Annotated in this window: 17 protein-coding genes; 5 read left to right on the top strand and 12 right to left on the bottom strand. The window is 69.5% G+C overall.

What is annotated here, in order from left to right:
• The 5 genes from ACXJ3V_RS04745 to gabT all read right to left on the bottom strand — a co-directional run bounded on the left by ACXJ3V_RS04745 (position 1) and on the right by gabT (position 6,671).
• On the bottom strand, positions 1-1,365 hold the full coding sequence (locus ACXJ3V_RS04745) for an NAD-dependent succinate-semialdehyde dehydrogenase (protein ID WP_457099108.1): 1,365 nt from the start codon (positions 1,363-1,365) through the stop codon (positions 1-3).
• 19 nt (positions 1,366-1,384) lie between these two features.
• Positions 1,385-2,953, bottom strand: coding sequence for an APC family permease (locus ACXJ3V_RS04740; protein WP_457099107.1), 1,569 nt, complete (start codon positions 2,951-2,953; stop codon positions 1,385-1,387).
• Entirely contained in the window at positions 2,950-3,834 is an 885-nt protein-coding gene (locus ACXJ3V_RS04735; RefSeq protein ID WP_457099106.1) for a universal stress protein, read from the bottom strand. The genes ACXJ3V_RS04740 and ACXJ3V_RS04735 overlap by 4 nt, the downstream gene beginning before the upstream one ends.
• A complete protein-coding gene (locus ACXJ3V_RS04730) occupies positions 3,831-5,207 on the bottom strand; it encodes a flavin monoamine oxidase family protein (RefSeq protein WP_457099105.1) in 1,377 nt (458 codons plus the stop codon). The genes ACXJ3V_RS04735 and ACXJ3V_RS04730 overlap by 4 nt, the downstream gene beginning before the upstream one ends.
• A 105-nt stretch (positions 5,208-5,312) precedes the next feature.
• Positions 5,313-6,671, bottom strand: coding sequence for a 4-aminobutyrate--2-oxoglutarate transaminase (gene gabT / locus ACXJ3V_RS04725; RefSeq protein ID WP_457099104.1), 1,359 nt, complete (start codon positions 6,669-6,671; stop codon positions 5,313-5,315).
• A gap of 45 nt (positions 6,672-6,716) precedes the next feature.
• Between gabT and ACXJ3V_RS04720 the strand changes: the two genes are divergently transcribed.
• Positions 6,717-8,297, top strand: a complete 1,581-nt coding sequence (locus ACXJ3V_RS04720; RefSeq protein ID WP_457099103.1) for a PucR family transcriptional regulator — start codon at positions 6,717-6,719, stop codon at positions 8,295-8,297.
• A 164-nt stretch (positions 8,298-8,461) separates the two neighbouring features.
• On the opposite strand, the gene ACXJ3V_RS04715 is transcribed toward ACXJ3V_RS04720, so the two are convergent.
• A complete protein-coding gene (locus ACXJ3V_RS04715) occupies positions 8,462-9,940 on the bottom strand; it encodes a helix-turn-helix domain-containing protein (RefSeq protein WP_457099102.1) in 1,479 nt (492 codons plus the stop codon).
• A 117-nt stretch (positions 9,941-10,057) separates the two neighbouring features.
• Here ACXJ3V_RS04715 and aceA point away from each other — a divergent pair, with 117 nt between their 5' ends.
• The 3 genes from aceA to ACXJ3V_RS04700 all read left to right on the top strand — a co-directional run bounded on the left by aceA (position 10,058) and on the right by ACXJ3V_RS04700 (position 13,527).
• On the top strand, positions 10,058-11,374 hold the full coding sequence (gene aceA / locus ACXJ3V_RS04710) for an isocitrate lyase (protein ID WP_457099101.1): 1,317 nt from the start codon (positions 10,058-10,060) through the stop codon (positions 11,372-11,374).
• Between the two features lie 19 nt (positions 11,375-11,393).
• The gene (gene aceB, locus ACXJ3V_RS04705; RefSeq protein ID WP_457099100.1) at positions 11,394-13,040 is read left to right on the top strand and encodes a malate synthase A; all 1,647 of its coding nucleotides are present in this window, start codon (positions 11,394-11,396) and stop codon (positions 13,038-13,040) included.
• A gap of 148 nt (positions 13,041-13,188) precedes the next feature.
• Complete coding sequence (locus tag ACXJ3V_RS04700; protein WP_457099099.1) at positions 13,189-13,527, top strand: YciI family protein; 339 nt, start codon at positions 13,189-13,191, stop codon at positions 13,525-13,527.
• 5 nt (positions 13,528-13,532) lie between these two features.
• Here the strand turns inward: ACXJ3V_RS04700 and ACXJ3V_RS04695 are convergent, their stop codons facing one another.
• Positions 13,533-13,889 carry a hypothetical protein gene (locus ACXJ3V_RS04695; protein ID WP_457099098.1) on the bottom strand — a complete coding sequence of 119 codons (357 nt, stop codon included), beginning with the start codon at positions 13,887-13,889 and terminating at the stop codon, positions 13,533-13,535.
• A gap of 108 nt (positions 13,890-13,997) precedes the next feature.
• Here ACXJ3V_RS04695 and ACXJ3V_RS04690 point away from each other — a divergent pair, with 108 nt between their 5' ends.
• Complete coding sequence (locus tag ACXJ3V_RS04690) at positions 13,998-15,200, top strand: pyridoxal phosphate-dependent aminotransferase (protein WP_457099097.1); 1,203 nt, start codon at positions 13,998-14,000, stop codon at positions 15,198-15,200.
• A gap of 12 nt (positions 15,201-15,212) precedes the next feature.
• Here the strand turns inward: ACXJ3V_RS04690 and ACXJ3V_RS04685 are convergent, their stop codons facing one another.
• The 5 genes from ACXJ3V_RS04685 to ACXJ3V_RS04665 are packed head-to-tail and all read right to left on the bottom strand — an operon-like array spanning position 15,213 to position 18,726.
• Positions 15,213-16,349, bottom strand: coding sequence for a UDP-N-acetylmuramate dehydrogenase (locus ACXJ3V_RS04685; protein ID WP_457099422.1), 1,137 nt, complete (start codon positions 16,347-16,349; stop codon positions 15,213-15,215).
• A 3-nt stretch (positions 16,350-16,352) separates the two neighbouring features.
• On the bottom strand, positions 16,353-16,757 hold the full coding sequence (locus ACXJ3V_RS04680) for a MaoC/PaaZ C-terminal domain-containing protein (protein ID WP_457099096.1): 405 nt from the start codon (positions 16,755-16,757) through the stop codon (positions 16,353-16,355).
• A complete protein-coding gene (locus tag ACXJ3V_RS04675) occupies positions 16,757-17,203 on the bottom strand; it encodes an FAS1-like dehydratase domain-containing protein (RefSeq protein WP_457099095.1) in 447 nt (148 codons plus the stop codon). The genes ACXJ3V_RS04680 and ACXJ3V_RS04675 overlap by 1 nt, the downstream gene beginning before the upstream one ends.
• Positions 17,204-17,253: 50 nt before the next feature.
• Positions 17,254-18,051: a sulfite exporter TauE/SafE family protein gene (locus ACXJ3V_RS04670; RefSeq protein WP_457099094.1), complete on the bottom strand. Its 798-nt coding sequence runs from the start codon at positions 18,049-18,051 to the stop codon at positions 17,254-17,256.
• A gap of 3 nt (positions 18,052-18,054) precedes the next feature.
• The gene (locus ACXJ3V_RS04665) at positions 18,055-18,726 is read right to left on the bottom strand and encodes a DUF2510 domain-containing protein (RefSeq protein WP_457099093.1); all 672 of its coding nucleotides are present in this window, start codon (positions 18,724-18,726) and stop codon (positions 18,055-18,057) included.
• Positions 18,727-18,770 lie beyond the last annotated feature (44 nt).

The following is an 18,770-nucleotide window of genomic DNA, read 5'->3' as shown; positions in this document are numbered from 1 at the left end:
CTATCCGGCGACGCGGATGAGCTTCTTGTTGACGAATTCGTCCGCCGCCAGCAGGCCCATCTCACGCGAGGTGCCCGAGCGCTTCACTCCCCCGAAGGGAAGCTCCGGCGAGTCCGCCAGCACGAGGTTGACGTAGACCATGCCCGCCTCGATCTTCTCGGCGACGCGGGCCGCCTGTTTCGGATCGGTCGTGAACACGTACGAGCCCAGGCCGAAGGTGGTGTCGTTGGCGATGGCGACCGCCTCGTCCTCCCCCGCAGCCTTGTAGACGACCCCGACCGGCCCGAAGAACTCCTCGCGGTAGGCGTCCATGTCGCCGGTGACGCCCGTCAGCACCGTGCCCGGGTAGTACGCGCCGTCGCGGGTACCGCCGGTGACGAGCGTCGCGCCCTGGGCAACAGCCTTGTCGACCTGTTCGGCGAGGCGCTCGGCCGCGATGAGCGACGACAGCGGCCCCAGCACGGTGTCCTCGGCGAACGGGTCGCCCACCTTCGCCGCGCTCATGGCCGAGGTGAACTTCGCCAGGAACTCGTCGTACAGCCCGTCGACCACGATGAAGCGCTTGGCGGCGTTGCAGGACTGCCCGTTGTTGTCCAGTCGCGCATCCACGGCGGCCTGGACCGCACCGTCGAGGTCGTCGGTGGACAGCAGGATGAACGGGTCGGAGCCGCCGAGCTCCAGCGCGACCTTCTTGAGGTTGCGTCCGGCCACCTCGGCGACGGCCGCGCCGGCGCGCTCCGAGCCGGTCACCGAGACACCCTGCACCCGCGGGTCGGCGATGACATCGGCGGCCTGATCGTTCGTGATGTACAGGTTGACGTACGCGCCCTCCGGCAGGCCGGCGTCCCGATAGATCTCCTCCATCGCGGCCGCCGAAGCCGGGCACTGCGAGGCGTGCTTGAGCAGGATCGTGTTGCCGATCGCGAGGTTCGGCGCCGCGAATCGCGCGACCTGGTAGTACGGGAAGTTCCAGGGCATGATGCCCAGGAGCACCCCGATCGGCGAGCGCCGGATCAGCGCGGTGCCCTCGCCCAGGATGTCGAACGGCTGGTCGCCGGTGATCTTGTCGACGTTGTCGGCGTAGAACTCCGTGATGTCCGCGGCGAAGTCGACCTCGCCGAGCGCCGCGGCGAGCGGCTTGCCCATCTCGCGCACCATCGTCGCGGCGAGCTCGTCACGGCGCTCACGATGCAGTTCGGCGACGCGCCGCAGCAGCGTGGCCCGCTCGGCGACGGGCGTCACGCGCCAGTCGCGGAAGGCGGCATCCGCAGTCCCGATCTTCTGATCCAGCTGCGCGTCGGTCAGCGTGTCGTAGGTGGCCAGCGTCTCGCCCGTGGCGGGGTTGACGACCGCGTAATCACTCATCCGTATCTCCGATTCGTCTTCAGACAGTCTGTCGCGCCTTGCGGGCGCTCGGGGGTGCGTCCATGGCGAGGGTCTCGCCGCGGAAGAAGGCCGGCCGCTTGATCGCCTGCCAGATCATGATGACGATCCCGAGCCCGATGATGACCATCCCGAGGATGAACACGATGCCGATCCCGCCGATCTGCGAGCCGCTGCCGTAGGCAGGGTCCATCGAGTCGATCAGGGTCGTGAAGAACAGCACCGCGAGGATGACGCCGCCGACGAGCGGGAACAGGAACGTGAAGAACACGTTGCGCACGGAGTCGAACCACTGCTTGCGGAAGTACCACACGCAGGCGAACGCCGTCAGCCCGTAGTAGAAGCAGATCATCATGCCGAGGGTGAGGATCGTGTCCCAGAGGGTGTCTTCGCTCACGACCCGCATGACGGCGTAGAACACCGACGCGACGACGGCCGACACGATGGTCGCGTACCCGGGGGTGAAGAAGCGGGGACTCACCTTGGCGTACGCCGGCGGCAGCGCCCCGTAGTGGCCCATCGCGAGCAGCGTGCGCGCCGGTCCGACGAAGGTGGACTGCAGCGACGACGCGGAGCTGGTGAGCACCGCGAGCGAGACGAGGAACGCGAGCGGGCCGAGGATCGGACCGGACAGGTGGAAGAAGACGTTCTCCTGGATCTGCTCGTTGCCCAGGCCCAACTCCCCCGTGCCGACGCCCGCGAACATGATCATCGCGACGGCCAGCAGCAGGTACAGCAGGACGATGATGAGCACAGTCCCGGTCGCGGCGCGACCAGGGGTCTTCTCCGGGTTCTTGGTCTCCTCGTTCATCGTGAGGGTGACGTCCCAGCCCCAGAAGATGAAGATCGACAGCGACAGGCCGGCAGCGAAAGCGCTGAACGATGACACCGCGAACGGGTTGAACCACGCCCAGTCGAACGGCATGAAGTCGAAGGCGTTGCCGTTGACGGCCTGCACGATCGCCGCGACCGCGAAGAAGATCAGCACGACGACCTGGAAGGTGACGAGCACGTACTGCAGCTTCTGGGTGGTCTGCATGTCGCGGTACGAGATGAAGGTCGCACCGAGCATGAACAGCAGGCACACCGTGATGTTGATCCACGTCACGCTCGCGAGGTCGGCGAGGGCCTCATTGCCGGTGATCTGCGAGAGCAGCAGGAACAGGAAGTCGACCGCGACCCCGGCGAGGTTGGACAGCACGAGGATGGTGGCGGCGATCAGGCCCCAGCCGGCGAGCCATCCGATCCACGGGCCGAACGCGCGGGCCGCCCAGGTGAACGAGGTGCCGGAGTCGGGCATCCGGTTGTTCAGCTCGCGGTAGCCGAACGCCACCAGCAGCATCGGGATGAAGCCGACGAGGATGATCGCCGGTATCTGGGCGCCCACGACGGATGCCGTCGGGCCGATGGCGGCGGTGAAGGTGTACGCCGGCGCGATGCACGAGATGCCGATCACGATCGCGCCGATGAGGCCGACCGTCCCGGCGCTCAGGCCCTTCTTGGACAGTCCGCCGGCACCTTCGCCGGTGGTAGGGGCAAGGGGCGCCGGGGCGCCTGCGGGAGCACTCATTGCTCTCCTTCAGGGGTGATGGTGCGAGGGACGACGACCATCGGCACGGGAAGCTCGTGCAGCATCTTCGCCGCCGTCGAGCCGAGGAAGAGCCGCCGCGGCTGGGCCAGGCGGCTGGAGCCCACGAGCACGAGCTCGCCCGGCTCCCAGTCGAGGTGCGCGACCGCCGATTCGATGCTGTCGCCGCGACCGACGACGACCTCGCTCGGGATGTCGGCGGGGAGAGCCGCCTGCGCGGTCTTGAGCACCTGATCGGCGTGCGCGGCGCCGGCGATGCGGATCACGCCGGTGTCGACGGTCGGCGGCAGATCGACGGTGACCAGGGACAGCAGTCGCACCGAGGCGCCGGTCGCCTCGGCGAGCGCGACGGCCTCGCCGATGAGGACCTCCGCACCTGGGCGCGTGCCGATCGCCACGGTCAGGCGGGTGACGCCGGTGGAGGCGGCGACCTTGCGCGACCCCTTGGGTGCCAGCACGACCGGCACGTCCGAGCTGTGCAGCAGCTCGGACGTGGTGGAGCCGAGGCGATGCCGGCCGCGCAGACCGCCGTTGGCCGTCCCGACGACGATGTGCGTGGCCGTCAGCTCAGCGGCTGCGGCCACGAGGCCTTCGCCGAATGAGTCGGCGAACCGCACGTGCTCCTCATGGGCGACGCCCGCCGGCACGCTCGCGGCGGCTTCGGCCAGCCACAGCTCCGCCTGCGCGGTGATGTAGCGGTCGTAGCTCGCGTCCGGCGGCGTGATCACGCTCCGGCTGTCCGCGGGCAGCACCTGCACGATGTGGAGTTCGGATCCGGATGCCGCGGCCAGCCGCGCCGCGAGGGTGACGGCATCCTTCCCCGCCTTGGTCGCAATGTAGCCGACGACGATCCGCCCGGTCATGTGCGGTCCCTCTCGACGATCGCGGCGGCGACGAAGCGGCCCATGCGGATGGCGCCGTCGACGTGCTGGTAGCCGGCGCCGGCCATGTCGCTGCACGCGAAGTGGATCGGACCGACGGGCGTGCGCTGGTCGACGCCGTAGCGGGCGAGGCCGCCCAGATCGAAGCTCGCGGCGTAGGCGCCGCGGGTCCACTCCTCGCTGCCCCAGTCGCTCTCGTAGTAGACGATCGGGTTCTTGGCCTCGGGTCCGTAGTAGTGGGAGAGGGATTCGAGGATCCGCTCCTTGCGCTCGTCGGCGGAGAGGAGGAATACGTCGTCGGCGTGCTGGTCGGAGACGAAGCCGACGAGGGTGCCGTGCTCGTCGCCGTGGTTGGTGTTGTCGTAGGCCTCGTGGGAGAGCTCGTAGGGGCTGAACGCGGTACCGGACAGCCCCTGCTCGCGCCAGAACGGGCGGTCGTAGACGGCGTGCACCTTGATGACGAAGCCCATCGAGATGTGCTGGTGCAGCTGGTGCTGCCGGCGCGGCAGGGCGGGGACGAACTGGATGCGGCTGTAGAGCACCGGGGCGTGCGCGAGGATCGCATACCTGGCTCGGACCGTCAGCGAATCGGTGGTCGCTGTGACCCCGGTTGCTGAGCCTGTCGAAGCATCCGACCATTCCAGCGTGCGCACCGGCTGCCCGAGGTGGACGTCGTCGCCGAGGCGCTCGGCGAGGAGCAGCGGAACCTGCTGAAGACCGCCGACGACCCGCTTGTCGAGGATGAAGTCCGCGTCGACGAGGTTCGAGTAGCTCCCGGCGCTCGCTGCCATCAGCAGGGACTGCAGCAGCGAGAAGGCATGGGTCGGCTTGGTGAGCATCGCCGAACCGGTGGCAAAGGCGAGGTTGCGGACCGCCTCATCGTCGTCGGTCTGCGCTCGCAGCCAGGCATCCCACGAGATCGTGTCCCACTCGGCGGCCTTCGCGTGCTCCCATGGGCGGTCGGGGTCGATCTCGGCGACCATCGCGTCGAGCCGCTCGGTGATCTCGGCGATCACGCGCTCCGTTTCCGGCGCGACGGGGAACATCTCCCCCGTGAACCTGTGCGTGACACCGTCGGGGCCGACGTAGACGCTGTCGCCGTCGCGGTAGCGGCTGAACGTCTCGAGCCCCAGGTCCTCGATCGTCTCGATGAGTGCGTCCTGGTCGGGCGAGACCCACTGGCCGCCGATCTCGAGCATGGCGCCGTCGATGACGTCGGTCCAGAGGCGGCCGCCCACCCGGTCGCGCGCTTCCAGCACCGCGACCGACAGGCCCGCCTTCTTCAGCTCGTTGGCGGCCGTGGTTCCGGCTGCGCCCGCGCCGATGATGACGACGTCCCTCGTGATCTCCGTCATTCTGACTCCTTCGTCTGGCTGGTGGTCGGTCCCTGAGCCTGTCGAAGGGCCGAGCGTTCTCATGGCGGACGCTTCGACAGGCTCAGCGACCAGGTTTCTGTTCGGTCAGGCCGCGGCCAGCGCCTCGGCGACGACGTCGATGCCCTCGTGCAGCAGGGCGTCCGGGATCGACAGCGGCGGGAGGAACCGGATGACGTTTCCGTAGGTGCCGCAGGTCAGCACGATGACGCCCTGGGCGATGCACGCCTTCGCCACCGCGCCGGTCAGCGCCGCATCGGGCTCCCCCGTCGCCGGGTCGACGAACTCCGCGGCGATCATCGCGCCGTGGCCTCGCACGTCGCCGACCCGCGCGTCGGTCGCCTGCAGGGCGCTGAGCCGGTCGGTGAGGATCGCGCCGATCTCGTTCGCCCGCTCGATCAGCCCCTCGGTCTCGTACACCTCGATCGCCGCGACGGCAGCCGCGCACGCGATCGGGTTGCCGCCGTAGGTGCCGCCGAGGCCGCCGGAGTGCGAGGCATCCATGATCTCCGCGCGTCCGGTGACCGCTGCGAGCGGCAGTCCCCCGGCGATGCCCTTGGCCGTCGTGATGAGGTCGGGGACGATGCCGAAGCGCTCCGACGCGAACATCGCGCCGGTGCGGGCGAAGCCGGTCTGGATCTCATCGGCGATGAAGACGACGCCGTTGGCGCGGCACCACTCCACGACCGCCGGGAGGAACCCCTCGGCGGGGACGATGAAGCCGCCCTCGCCCTGGATGGGCTCGATGATGACGGCCGCGAGGTTGTCGGCGCCGACCTGCTTCTCGATGATCGAGATGGCCTTCTTCGCGGCATCCGCCCCGGAGAGGCCATCGCGGAAGGGGTAGGACATCGGCGCGCGGTAGATCTCCGACGCGAACGGGCCGAAGCCGCTCTTGTACGGCATCGCCTTCGCGGTGAGGGCCATCGTGAGGTTCGTGCGGCCGTGGTAGCCGTGATCGAACGCGACCACCGCCGAGCGCTTGGTGAACTTGCGGGCGATCTTGATCGCGTTCTCGACGGCCTCGGCGCCCGAGTTGAAAAGGGCGCTCTTCTTCTCGTGGTCACCCGGCGTGATGCGGTTCAGCGCCTCGGCGACGGCGACGTAGGACTCGTACGGCGAGATCATGAAGCAGGTGTGGCTGAACTGGGCGACCTGCGCCTGCACCGCGGCGACGACCTTGGGATGGGCGTTGCCGATCGTCGTCACGGCGATGCCCGACCCGAGGTCGATGAGCGAGTTGCCGTCCGCGTCGACGATGACGCCGCCGCCGGCGGCGACGGCCTCGATCGGCGCCGTGTGGCCGACACCGGCCGCCACTGCGGCGGCCTTGCGATCGAGCAGCTCCTGGGAGCGAGGACCGGGGATGCTGGTGACCAGGCGCCGTTCCTGGGGAAGCGAGGGTCCGCCGACGGGGGGCGCGGTCAGGGTGTCTAGTGCACTCATGCTCGTGAGCGTACGTATTCGGACGCGGCACCCGCACTCGCCTCGGTGTACATTCTCGAACGGTGGCTGTACACCTCGTACAGCTCTTGGGAGGTGTCCGTGGTCGCGGCGATCGAAGAACCCACACTGCGTGCCCTCCTCGGGCGACGCGAGCTGCATCTGCGACTCGAGTCGGGCGAGGCGGACCTTGCGCCGGGTGCGCTGGATCGCTCTATCCGCTGGGTGCACAGCTCGGATCTCGCCGATCCGACGCCGTTCCTCTCCGAGGGCCTCGCGCTGCTCACGACGGGGACGCAGTTCCGCGATGCGAGCGACGAGGACTACGCCGATTACGTGCGCCGCCTCGCCGAGCGGGGAGTGCTCGGCCTCGGGTTCGGCACCGAAGTGGTGCGCGACGGCATCCCGCCGGCCCTCGCCGACGCCTGTCGTGCGGAGCGGATGCCGCTGTTCGAGGTGCCCTATCGCACCCCGTTCATCGCCCTGGCGCGCGCGAACGGCGAGGCGATCGCTGCCCAGTCGTACGCACGGCGCAGCTGGGCGCTCGCCGCACAGCGCGCCATCTCGCTCGCCGCGCTCCGGCCCGACGGGCTGGGTGCGACGCTCGCCGAACTCGCCCGGCAGCTCGACACGTGGGTCGGCATGTTCGACGCGGCGGGAGCCCTCAGCCGCGAGCACCCGGCCGGAGCCCTCACGACCGAGGTGCTCGACGGGATCACCGCCGAAGCCGGCGCCGTCCTGCGCCGGGGTGCCCGAGCGGGCTCATCGCTGCGGCTCGGCGACACGCCTTTCTCGCTGCAGACCCTCGGCCGAGGCGGTCACCTGCGCGGCGTCATCGCGATCGCCACCGGCGACCTCGATCAGGAGGGCCGCACCGTCGTGACGTCGGTGGTGGCGATGGCGGGCCTCGCGCTCGAGCAGCAGCAGAGCCTGGCCCGCGCGCACGGCCTGCTGCGCGCGGGGCTCGTCCAGTCGCTCATGACCGGCGACCCGGCGCTTGCCCGGCGCATCTCGCGAGAGCTGTGGAACGGATTCCCGGCCGCGCCGGTGCGCGTGGCGATGACGGATGCCGCGACCGCCCGGTCGGACGCGGTGGCGGAGTGGCTCGCCGTGCGCGCGACCGAGCGCAAAGGCGGGGTCTTCTTCGGTCGCACCGAGGACGGCCTGCTGGTCGTCGCGCGGGACGAGGATGTCTTCGTCGAGCTCGCGGAGCTGTTCGGCGCCTCCGTCGGCATCTCCGAGCCGATGTCGTATGCGGCCTTCACCCAGGCCCATGCTCAGGCAACCACCGCCCTGCACCGCGGAACCCGACAGGTCACGAGGTTCGCCGAGGTCGCGGCATCCGGAATCCTCTCCGCCCTCGACTCGGACGCCGCTCGCTCGCTCGCGGGGGCCCGACTCGCCCCGCTGCGCGAGCACGATGAGGCCCACGGCTCGGCGCTCATCGAGACGGTGCGGGTGTGGCTCGAGCAGGATGCGCGGATAGACGCGGCGGCCACGACGCTCGGAGTGCACCGGCACACCGTGCGCGCACGCATCGGGCTCGCCCAGACCCTGCTCGGCGCCGATCTCGCCTCGTTCGCAGCCCGCGCCGACCTCTGGGCGGCCCTGCAGGTCGCGGCGAGGTGAACCGCCGGGTCGTCAGCCCCGAGACGGGCGCTCCCGGACCGTCGCACCTCCGCTGAGCGGAGGGTATCGGTCCAGCGGAGGGCCGAAACCCGGTGCCTGTTCCTCCCCTGCGCCCTGCCCCTCCGCTCAGCGGAGGAGAGGCGCGAAGCGCGCCGAACCGGTGGTCAGCGCGGGGCGTGCGCCTCGAGGAACTCGTAGACGTCGGTCGTGTCGACCCCCGGGAACGCGCCAGTGGGGAGCGTCGCCAGCAGCGTGCGCGGTGTGCGGACGTTCGGCCAGGACTGGTCGCGCCACGCCTCTTCGAGGTCGGCCGGCGGCCGTCGGCAGCACACCTCGACCGAGTGCTTCGACACCCCGCGGTTCGGGGTGTCGCGGCCGATGAACCAGCGCGTGTCGTCGAAGCGCACTCCGACGCTGACCGAGTGGGCGCCTTCGCTGGATGCCTCGACCCGGGCCGTGCACCAGTAGGTGCCGTTGCCCGTGTCGGTGTACTGGTAGTACGGTTTGAAGTGGTCGTCGACGTCGAAGATGGCGCGACTCGTCCAGCGGCGACAGCACAGCTGTCCCTCGATCGAGCCGAGCCGATCGGTCGGGAAGTTCACGTCGTCGTTCTCGTACGCCTTCGTGATCGTGCCGGACTCGTGCACCTTCAGGAAGTGCACCGGGATGCCGAGCTGCACCGTCGCGAGATTCGTGAAGCGGTGCGCGGCGGTCTCGTACGAGACCGAGTAGGCGTCGCGGAGATCTTCGATCGAGATCGCCTTGTCCTTCTTCGCATCCTGCAGGAACGGCACGGCGTGCGATTCCGGGATGAGCAGCGCACCGGTGAGGTAGTTGGTCTCCACTCGCTGCCGGAGGAACTCCGCGTAGCCGGTCGGCTCCCGGTGGCCGAGGATTCGGCTGGACAGGGCCTGCAGCACCGCGGTCCGGGGGTCGCCCTTCGCGGTCAGCCGGCTCGAGAGGTACAGCCGGCCGTTCTTGATGTCGGCCACGGAACGAGTGGTCTGCGGCAGATCCGGCACGTAATGCAGGGTGAACCCCAGATGGCCGGCGATGTCGGATGCCGTGCGCTGCGTGAGCGGACCACCCGGGTGGTCGACGGCGGCGAGGAGCGCCCGCGCCTGCTGCTCTAGTTCGGGGAAGTAGTTGTTCTGCGTGCGCATGAGCCGCCGCAGGGCGAGGTTGGCGCGGCGGGCTTCCTCGGGGGTCGCGGCGCGCTCGTCCCGAAGGCGGTCGATCTCGGCCTGCAGCGCGAGCATCGCGCTGAGCGCCTCGGTCGGCACGGCCTTGCCGATGCGGAAGGGAGCAATGCCCAGCGCCTGGAACGTCTGACCCTTCATGGCACGCTCGAGTGCGATCTCCAGGGTGGCTCGCTCGTCGAGGTGCTCCGACTCCAGCAGGGCATCCAGTGTCGTTCCGAGCGCCCGAGCGATCGCACGCAGCAGCGTGAGCTTCGGCTCGCGGTGCCCGTTCTCAATCATCGAGAGCTGACTGGGCGCGCGCTCGACGGCCGCAGCGAGCTGGTCCAGGGTCAGGCCGCGCTGGGTGCGCAGCTGACGGATGCGTCGGCCGAGGGTGAGGGGATCCACCTCTTCATCTGACTCCACGTTCGCGTCCAGGTGACCCGCGGCTCCGGTATTCATGACAGCATTCTGTCACGAAAGCAGAAGAAGTCTGGATCTTCACATCCGCTTTGGCCATGACACCGCTCGAACTTCACACAGTGTGGTGACACGACCAGCGATTCGAGGAGAACCGACATGACGATCCACGCCACCCCCGGCCAGCCGCCCCTCCGTGCGGGCGACCAGACGCAGACCGCCGCCGAGCTCCAGGAGGTCTGGGAGACCGACCCGCGCTGGGACGGCATCGAGCGCACCTACACCGCCGATGATGTCGTCGCGCTGCGCGGCTCGGTCCGCGAGGAGTCGACCCTCGCCCAGCGCGGCGCCGAGAACCTGTGGAACCTGCTGCACACCGAGGACTACATCCGGGCGCTCGGCGCCTACACCGGAGGTCAGGCCGTCCAGCAGGTGCGCGCTGGCTTGAAGGCGATCTACCTGAGCGGCTGGCAGGTCGCCGCCGACGGCAACCTCGCCGGCCAGACCTACCCCGACCAGAGCCTGTACCCCGCGAACTCCGTCCCGGCCGTCGTCCGTCGCATCAACAACGCGCTGATCCGGCAGGACCAGATCGAGCACGCCGAGGGCGACATCACCCAGGACTGGATCGCTCCGATCGTCGCGGATGCCGAGGCCGGCTTCGGCGGACCGCTCAACTCCTACGAACTCGCGCAGTCGCTGATCCAGTCCGGCGCCGCCGGCATCCACTGGGAAGACCAGCTCGCGAGCGAGAAGAAGTGCGGACATCTCGGCGGCAAGGTGCTCGTACCGACGCAGCAGCACATCCGCACCCTGAACGCCGCTCGGCTCGCCGCCGACGTCGCCGGCGTGCCGACGGTCATCATCGCCCGCACGGATGCCCTCGCGGCGGACCTCCTCACGAGCGACGTCGACGAGCGGGACCAGGAGTTCACGACCGGCGAGCGCACCAGTGAGGGCTTCTACCGGGTGACCCCAGGCCTGGACGCGGTCATCAGCCGGGGTCTCGCGTTCGCGCCGTACGCCGACCTGCTGTGGGTGGAGACGGGCGAGCCCGACATCGAGCTGGCTCGCGCGTTCGCGGCGGCGATCCATGAGCGGTTCCCCGGCAAGCTGCTGGCCTACAACTGCTCGCCGTCATTCAACTGGAAACGCCACCTCGACGATCAGCAGATCGCGACCTTCCAGCAGGAGCTGGCTGACCTGGGCTACAAGTTCCAGTTCATCACGCTCGCCGGCTTCCACGCCCTGAACTACTCGATGTTCGACCTCGCCAGCGGCTACGCCGAGCGCGCCATGAGCGCGTACGTCGAACTGCAGGAAGCCGAGTTCGACGCCGAGGCACGCGGCTACACCGCGACCAAGCACCAGCGAGAAGCCGGAACCGGCTACTTCGACCGGGTGTCGACCGCACTCAACCCCGACAGCGTCACCCTCGCCCTGGTGGGATCCACCGAGGCCCAGCAGTTCCACTGACCAGACCGGAGAACAGATCATGACCATCACACACACGGGCTCTCCGCCCAGGACGACCACCCACACCCCGTCGATCGAAGTGCTCGGCACCATGCGCGAGCGCTACGACGAGATCATCACCCCGGACGCACTCGCGTTCCTCACCGAGCTGCACGATCGGTTCGCGGGACGCCGGCACGACCGGCTCGCCGATCGCCAGCGCCGCCGCTTCGAGGTCGGCAACGGGCACGACCCGCGGTTCCGCGATGACACCGCCCACATCCGCGACGACGCCGAGTGGCGCGTCGCGGGCGCGGGCCCCGGGCTCGAGGACCGCCGGGTGGAGATCACCGGACCGACCGACCCGAAGATGACGATCAATGCGCTGAACTCCGGCGCGAAGGTCTGGCTCGCCGACCAGGAGGATGCCACCTCCCCCACCTGGCGGAACGTCATCGAGGGGCAGCTCTCGCTCCACGACGCGATCCGAGGGCGGCTGCGCTTCACGAGCCCGGAAGGCAAGACCTACGAGGTCACTGCCGAGCGGACGCCGACCATCGTGATGCGCCCGCGCGGCTGGCACCTGATGGAGCAGCATCTGCGGTTCATCGACCGCTCCGGACGCGGGCTCGCGGCATCCGGCTCGCTCGTCGATTTCGGACTCTACTTCTTCCACAACGCGAAGCAGCTGATCGCGAACGGCCGGGGCCCGTACTTCTACATCGCCAAGCTCGAATCCAGCGAGGAGGCGAAGCTGTGGGATGACGTCTTCACGTTCAGCGAGCGGCACCTCGGCATCGCGCACGGCACGATCCGCGCCACGGTGCTGATCGAGACCCTGCCTGCGGCGTTCGAGATGGACGAGATCCTCTTCGAGCTGCGCGATCACTGCGCGGGCCTGAACGCCGGACGCTGGGACTACATCTTCTCGATCATCAAGAACTACCGCGGGCGTGGGGCGCGGTTCGCGCTCCCCGACCGCAGCGAGGTCACGATGACGGTGCCATTCATGCGGGCGTACACCGAACTGCTCGTGCAGACCTGCCACAAGCGGGGCGCCTTCGCGATCGGCGGCATGAGCGCCTTCATCCCCAATCGCCGCGACCCTGAGGTGACGCAGCGCGCGTTCGAGAAGGTCGCCGCCGACAAGAAGCGCGAGGCCGCCGACGGCTTCGACGGCACGTGGGTCGCGCATCCCGACCTGATCCCCACGGCGAGGGCGGAGTTCGATGCCGTCCTCGGCGACCGGCCCAACCAGCTCGACCGCCAACGCGACGATGTCGACGTGAAGGCCGCCGACCTGATCGATGTGCACATCGGCCGCCCGATCACTGCGGCAGGCGTACAGGGCAACGTGTCGGTCGGCATCCGCTACCTCGAGGCCTGGCTGCGCGGGCTGGGTGCGGTCGCCATCGACAATCTCATGGAGGATGCCGCCACCGCGGAGATCTCGCGCAGCCAGGTGTGGCAGTGGATCCATCAGGACCGCACGACCGACGACGGCACCCCGATCACGCGCGACTACGTCGAGGGGCTCATCGAGCAGGTGCTGGGCGGGACGCAGCGGACGGCAGGCGACCGCTTCGACGATGCGGCCGAGGTGTTCCGCGAGGTCGCGCTCGGTGCCGACTTCCCCGCGTTCCTCACGCTCAACGCGTACTCGCGCTACCTGGTCGACGTCGACTGAGCAGCGCCGGATGCCCCGACCCGGCCGGGTCGGGGCATCCGTCAGTCCACCACCGAGTGCACGGGGAATTTCTTTCGCGTTCTGTCGATCCCGCCATGTCGGGATCGACGCCCTTCACGTAGCGTCACTCAACGGAAAGGACAGCGCGATGAAATACCTCATGCTCGTCGTGGTCGACCCAGATCTCGCACCCGAGGAAGACCCGCCCCTCTCGATCGAGGAGTGGGTCGACGAGACCTACGGCAGTGGTCACGCGACCGACGGCGACCGGCTGCGCCCGCCCGCGGAGGCCAAGACGGTGCGGCGCCGAGGCGGCAAGGTCATCGTCACCGATGGGCCCTTCGCCGAGACGCACGAATGGATCGCGGGCTTCGACATCCTGGAGTGCGAGAACCTCGAAGAGGCGATCGAGATCGCGTCGCGGCATCCGATGTCCACGTCCGGGATCATCGAGCTCCGGCCGGCGTGGCCGCTCGACCTGGCCTGATCGCGTCAGACGCGGGACTGGTGCGCGGGCTCGCTGTCGGCGAGTCCCGCCGCCGGTCGCGCTTGAGCGGGCGCGACGGGTGCCGGTGCTTCGCGCGCGAGGCGCTGTGCGCGGATACCGCTCGCGAGTGCCCAGGACAGCAGCCACACCGCGGAGATCACGGTGAGGATCGGAGACACCCGCAGTGCCGCCTCAGGATCGATCAGTATCGCGAGGCAGGCGAGCGCGGCAAGTCCTCCGAGGATCGCGCCGACCGCGCCGATGATCGCCACTTTGCATCCATTGGCGATCCACCAGGTGATTCCGCCGGCGACGATGAGCACGATGGCCATGACGACGGCGCCCCACATCCATGCGCCCATGCCCCCCAAGGTACTCGCTGGGCGGCGTGCGCGCGACAGACCTGCTGTCGGGCCGGCGCAGACCTCCCGCCTGAGCGCGGGCCGGGTTCGGCCGGTAACCTCATAGGCGTGACTGAACGCGCTCCGCTCTCCCGCAAGCTGTCCGCCATCGCCGAATCGGCGACACTCAAGGTCGATGCCAAGGCCAAGGCGCTCCAGGCCGCCGGCCGCCCCGTCATCAGCTACGCGGCGGGCGAGCCCGACTTCGCGACCCCGCAGTTCATCGTCGATGCCGCCGCTGAAGCCCTCCGCGACCCCTCGAACTTCCGCTACACCCCGGCCGCAGGTCTCCCCGTGCTGCGCGAAGCGATCGCCGCGAAGACGCTGCGCGACTCGGGGCTCGAGGTCGAGGCATCCCAGATCATCGTCACCAACGGCGGCAAGCAGGCCGTGTACCAGGCGTTCCAGGCGGTGGTGAACCCGGGCGACGAGGTGCTGCTGCCCGCGCCCTACTGGACCACCTACCCCGAGGCCATCGCCCTCGCCGACGGCGTGCCCGTCGAGGTGTTCGCCGGTGCCGACCAGGAGTACAAGGTGACCGTCGAGCAGCTCGAGGCGGCGCGCACCTCCCGCACCACCACGCTCGTCTTCGTGTCGCCCTCGAACCCGACCGGTGCCGTCTACACGCCAGAAGAGACCCAGGCGATCGGCGAGTGGGCCGTTGAGCACGGCATCTGGATCATCTCCGACGAGATCTACCAGAACCTCACGTACGAGGGTGCGCGAGCGGTCTCGATCGTCGAGGCGGTTCCGGATGCCGCAGCCCAGACGATCCTCGTCAATGGCGTCGCGAAGACCTACGCGATGACCGGATGGCGCGTGGGCTGGATGGTCGGCCCCAAGGACGCGATCAAGGTCGCCGCGAACCTCCAGTCGCACCTTTCGAGCAACGTCAACAACATCGCGCAGCGCGCGGCGCTGGCCGCGCTCACCGGCCCGCAGACCGAGGCGGAGGAGTTCCGCGTCGCCTTCGACCGGCGCCGCAAGCTCATCGTCGGCGAGCTCTCGAAGATCGACGGCGTCGCCGTGCCGAACCCGCTCGGAGCCTTCTACGTCTACCCGGATGTGACCGGGCTGCTCGGCCGCACCTGGCGGGGCAAGACGCCGACCACGAGCCTCGAGCTGGCCGACCTGATCCTCGAAGACGCCGAGGTCGCAGTGGTGCCCGGTGAGGCGTTCGGACCGTCGGGATACCTCCGGCTGTCGTACGCGTTGGGCGACGAGGCGCTGCTCGCGGGCATCAAGCGCCTGCAGGAGCTCTTCGCGTCTTGACCCGGACCGCGCCTACAGCTCGACGCCGACCAGCACCGGCTCGGGCTGCAGGATCAGGCCGAACTCGGACTGCACGCGTCCCTGGATGAACCGGGCCAGCTCGGCGATCTCCTCGGCGGAGGCCGAACCGCGGTTCGTCAGCGCCAGCGCGTGCTTCGACGACAGCGCCGCGCGCGACCGCGGGATCTTGAACCCGCGGCGCAGCCCGGCGTGCTCGATGAGCCACGCAGCGCTGACCTTCACCTCGGACTCCCGCGCGGTCGGCGCCGGAACGTAGCCGTCGTAGGCCGACAGCGGGATCACGAGCACCGGGTCGAGGTCGGGGGTGACCTGCCACCGCGGGCACTCGACGGGCAGCGTGCGCGCGAAGCTCGCCGAGACGATGGCGTTCTGGAAGAACGATCCCGCGCTGTACGTGTCAGGGTCCGCGTCGTCCAGCACCATGCCCTTGGCGCGGCGCGTGGACAGCACGTGGTCGCGGACCCACTCCAGCGTCACCGCCTCACCGGGCCGCAGGCCGAGTGCGCCGCGGAGCTGCTCCCCCGCGATCGGCCGCGCGCCGGCGCCGACCTCTGCGAGATCGAGCGTGACGGAGAGGATGACCGCCGACCGCAGCGGCACGGAGCCGTAGTGGTTCTTCAACACGGACGTGCGGAAGCCGAGACCGAGATCGGCGGCGGAGACGGTCGACACTTCGCCCGTCGGCTCGTCGATGAGCTCGACCTCGATGAGGCTCTGCACGATCTCCTGGCCGTAGGCGCCGATGTTCTGCACGGGCGCGGCGCCGACGGTGCCCGGAATGCCCGACATCGCCTCGATGCCCGCCAGTCCCTCGGCGACCGCGTACGCGACGAGCGCGTCCCAGCTGTGCCCCGCCTCCACCCGCAGGCGTACGTATCCCGGCCGAGGCGACGGCATCCGCTCGATTCCGGTCGTCCGCACGCGCACGACGGTCCCCTCGAACGGCGCGTCGCCGACGAAGAGGTTCGATCCGCCGCCGAGCACGAGCCACGGCTCGCCGCCTGCCCACACCTCACGGAGGGCATCGACCAGCTCATCGGCGGTGAGCGGCTCGATCATGCGCTCCGGGGCGCCGCCGGTGCGCAGCGTCGTCAGCCGCGCAAGCGGAACAGGCTCGACTTCGGGCATCATCTAGGCGAGACGAACGCGCGCCTGCGCTTTGCCGAGCACAGTCGTCTCGCCGTGGGTCACCGTCAGATCGATGCGGGCGGTCTCGGCGTCGACGGCGCCGACCTTGGCGACGACCGTGAGGTCGGCACCGGACTCGGGATCGACGACGACCGGGCGGGTGAAGCGCACGCCGACCTCGACGAGGCGTCCGGAGTCGCCCAGCCACGCCACGATGGTCGAGACAGACAGACCCATCGTCAGCATCCCGTGCGCCAGCACTCCGGGAAGCCCGACGGCGGCGGCGACGTCATCGCGGTAGTGGATCGGGTTGAAGTCGCCTGAGGCGCCGGCGTAGCGCACCAGCGACTCGCGGGTCAGATGCACGGTGCGCTCGGCGACCACATCGCCGACGGTGAGCTCGGCCATCACTCGCCCTCTCCGACCAGAAGGATGGATGTCGCGGTCGCAACGTGCGCCCCTGCGGCATCGGTGATCGCGGCTTCGCTCGTGACCATCGCGTTGCCACCGATCGTGCGGAGGCCGGTGACCGTGAGCGCCGCGGTGAGCTCGTCGCCGGCGACGATCGCCCGGGAGTAGGCGAACCGCTGCTCGGCGTGCAGCACGTGGGACAGGACGATGCCCGAGTCGGGCTCTGCGAGCAGCTGCTGCAGCGTCAGCTCCTGCATGATGATCGCGAAGGTCGGCGGGGCGACGACATCCGCGTAGCCGAGCGAGCGGGCGACCTCCGGGTCGGTGTGCTGGGGGTCATCGGCGAAGACGGCGCGCGCGAACTCGCGCACTTTCTCACGACCGACGAGGTAGGGCGCCGTCGGCGGAAACGTCCGGCCGAGGAGTTCGGGGTTCACTGGCACCGTGCCATCCTACCGAGCCGGGGGCTGGCGCCCCGTCGGGGAGGGATGCCTCAGCGCCGCCGTCCGCGAACGGCCCGGAGCGCCATCTGCCCGGCGATCACGGTGAGGAACAGCGCGAAGAGGATGTTGGCCACGAGGGGATCGACCTGCACGGCGATCCACGCGCCGAGCGCCGTCGTCGTGCACGCGGCAAGTCCGATGAGCGCCGCAGCGACGAGGTCGACGTTGCCCCGGCGCACGTTGCCGATCGTGCCCGACACCGCGGTCGGAATCATCATGAGCAGCGACGTTCCCTTGGCGATGAGGTCGCTCGTGCCGAACACGAGCATGAGCGCGGGCACCACGATGATGCCACCTCCCACACCGAGCAGTCCGGCGAGGATGCCCGTCACGACACCGAGTGCAAGCAGGCCGACGACGGTCAGCGCGTCGAGCACCAGTTCGGCGTCACGAGACGGGACCACCAGGAAGAGCGTCACGATGACGGCACCGAGAAATGCGACGAACCCCCAGCGCAGTGCGGTGATCGGCACCCGCGGCAGCAGGTACGAACCGATCTGCGCGCCCACGATCGCCCCTGCCGCAAGGAGGAGGGCGGCGATCCAGTCGACCGAGCCGTGCACGGCATACGAGATCACCCCGACGGTCGCGGTCGGCACGATCGCCGCCAGCGAAGTGCCGGCAGCCAGCCGCTGGTCGAACTTCAGGATCAGCACGAGCAGCGGCACGATGACCGTTCCCCCGCCGACGCCGAACAGCCCCGACATGAGGCCTGCCAGCAGGCCGATGCCGAGGCACGCCACGATGAACGCGGGTGTCTTCGCGGCGCGCGGAGCTGCCTCGGACACGATTCAGTTGCTGTTCGCGGCGTCGATGGCCCAACCGCCGTCGGCCGGGATGACGGTGTACGACCAGTGCTCTTCGACCTGCTCCGGCTCGGGCAGCGGCGCGCCCGAGTCGTCGACGGTCGCCTGGTAGGTCTCGGTGGTCGACACGACGACCTGGGCGTCGTCGTCCTGCTGGACGTCGGTCACTTCGAGCACGTAGTCGTCAGTCGTGTCGTTGAAGTACCTGGCCTGCTCCTCGAAGCTCCCGCAGTCCGGCAGCTGGATCTCGTCGCGGAACGCGGCCGTGGTCGAGCCCATGTACTTGTCGCAGTTCGCCTCATCCCATGCCTCGTCGTAGGTGTTGACGGCTGCGACCGCGGCCTGGGTGTCGGCGTCGTCCGACTGGACGGAATCCTCGACCGCGCCCACGATGAGCATCGGCAGGTAGACGGCCGCACTGATCACGATCCCGAGGGCCAGGACGCCGATCGCGATCCACATCACCCACAGGTTCGACTTCCGATGCGGCGACGGCGGAGCGGGCAGGTAGGGCCCACCGGGAGCCCCGCCGTAGTGGGCCGAAGCGGATGCCGCCGCTCCCGTGGCCTCGCGGGTGTGCTCGCTCCACTGCACGCCGTTCCACCAGCGGACGGCGCCGTGTCCGTCGTCGTACCAGCCCGCGGGTGTCGTCGTCACGTCGGCAAGACTATCGGCCGCGCCTTCGAGGTCAGAGGCGGCCG

Source organism: Microbacterium sp. P5_E9 (assembly GCF_054049175.1).
Note: the sequence above shows the minus strand (reverse complement) of the source record. Positions and strands in the feature narration are given on the sequence as shown.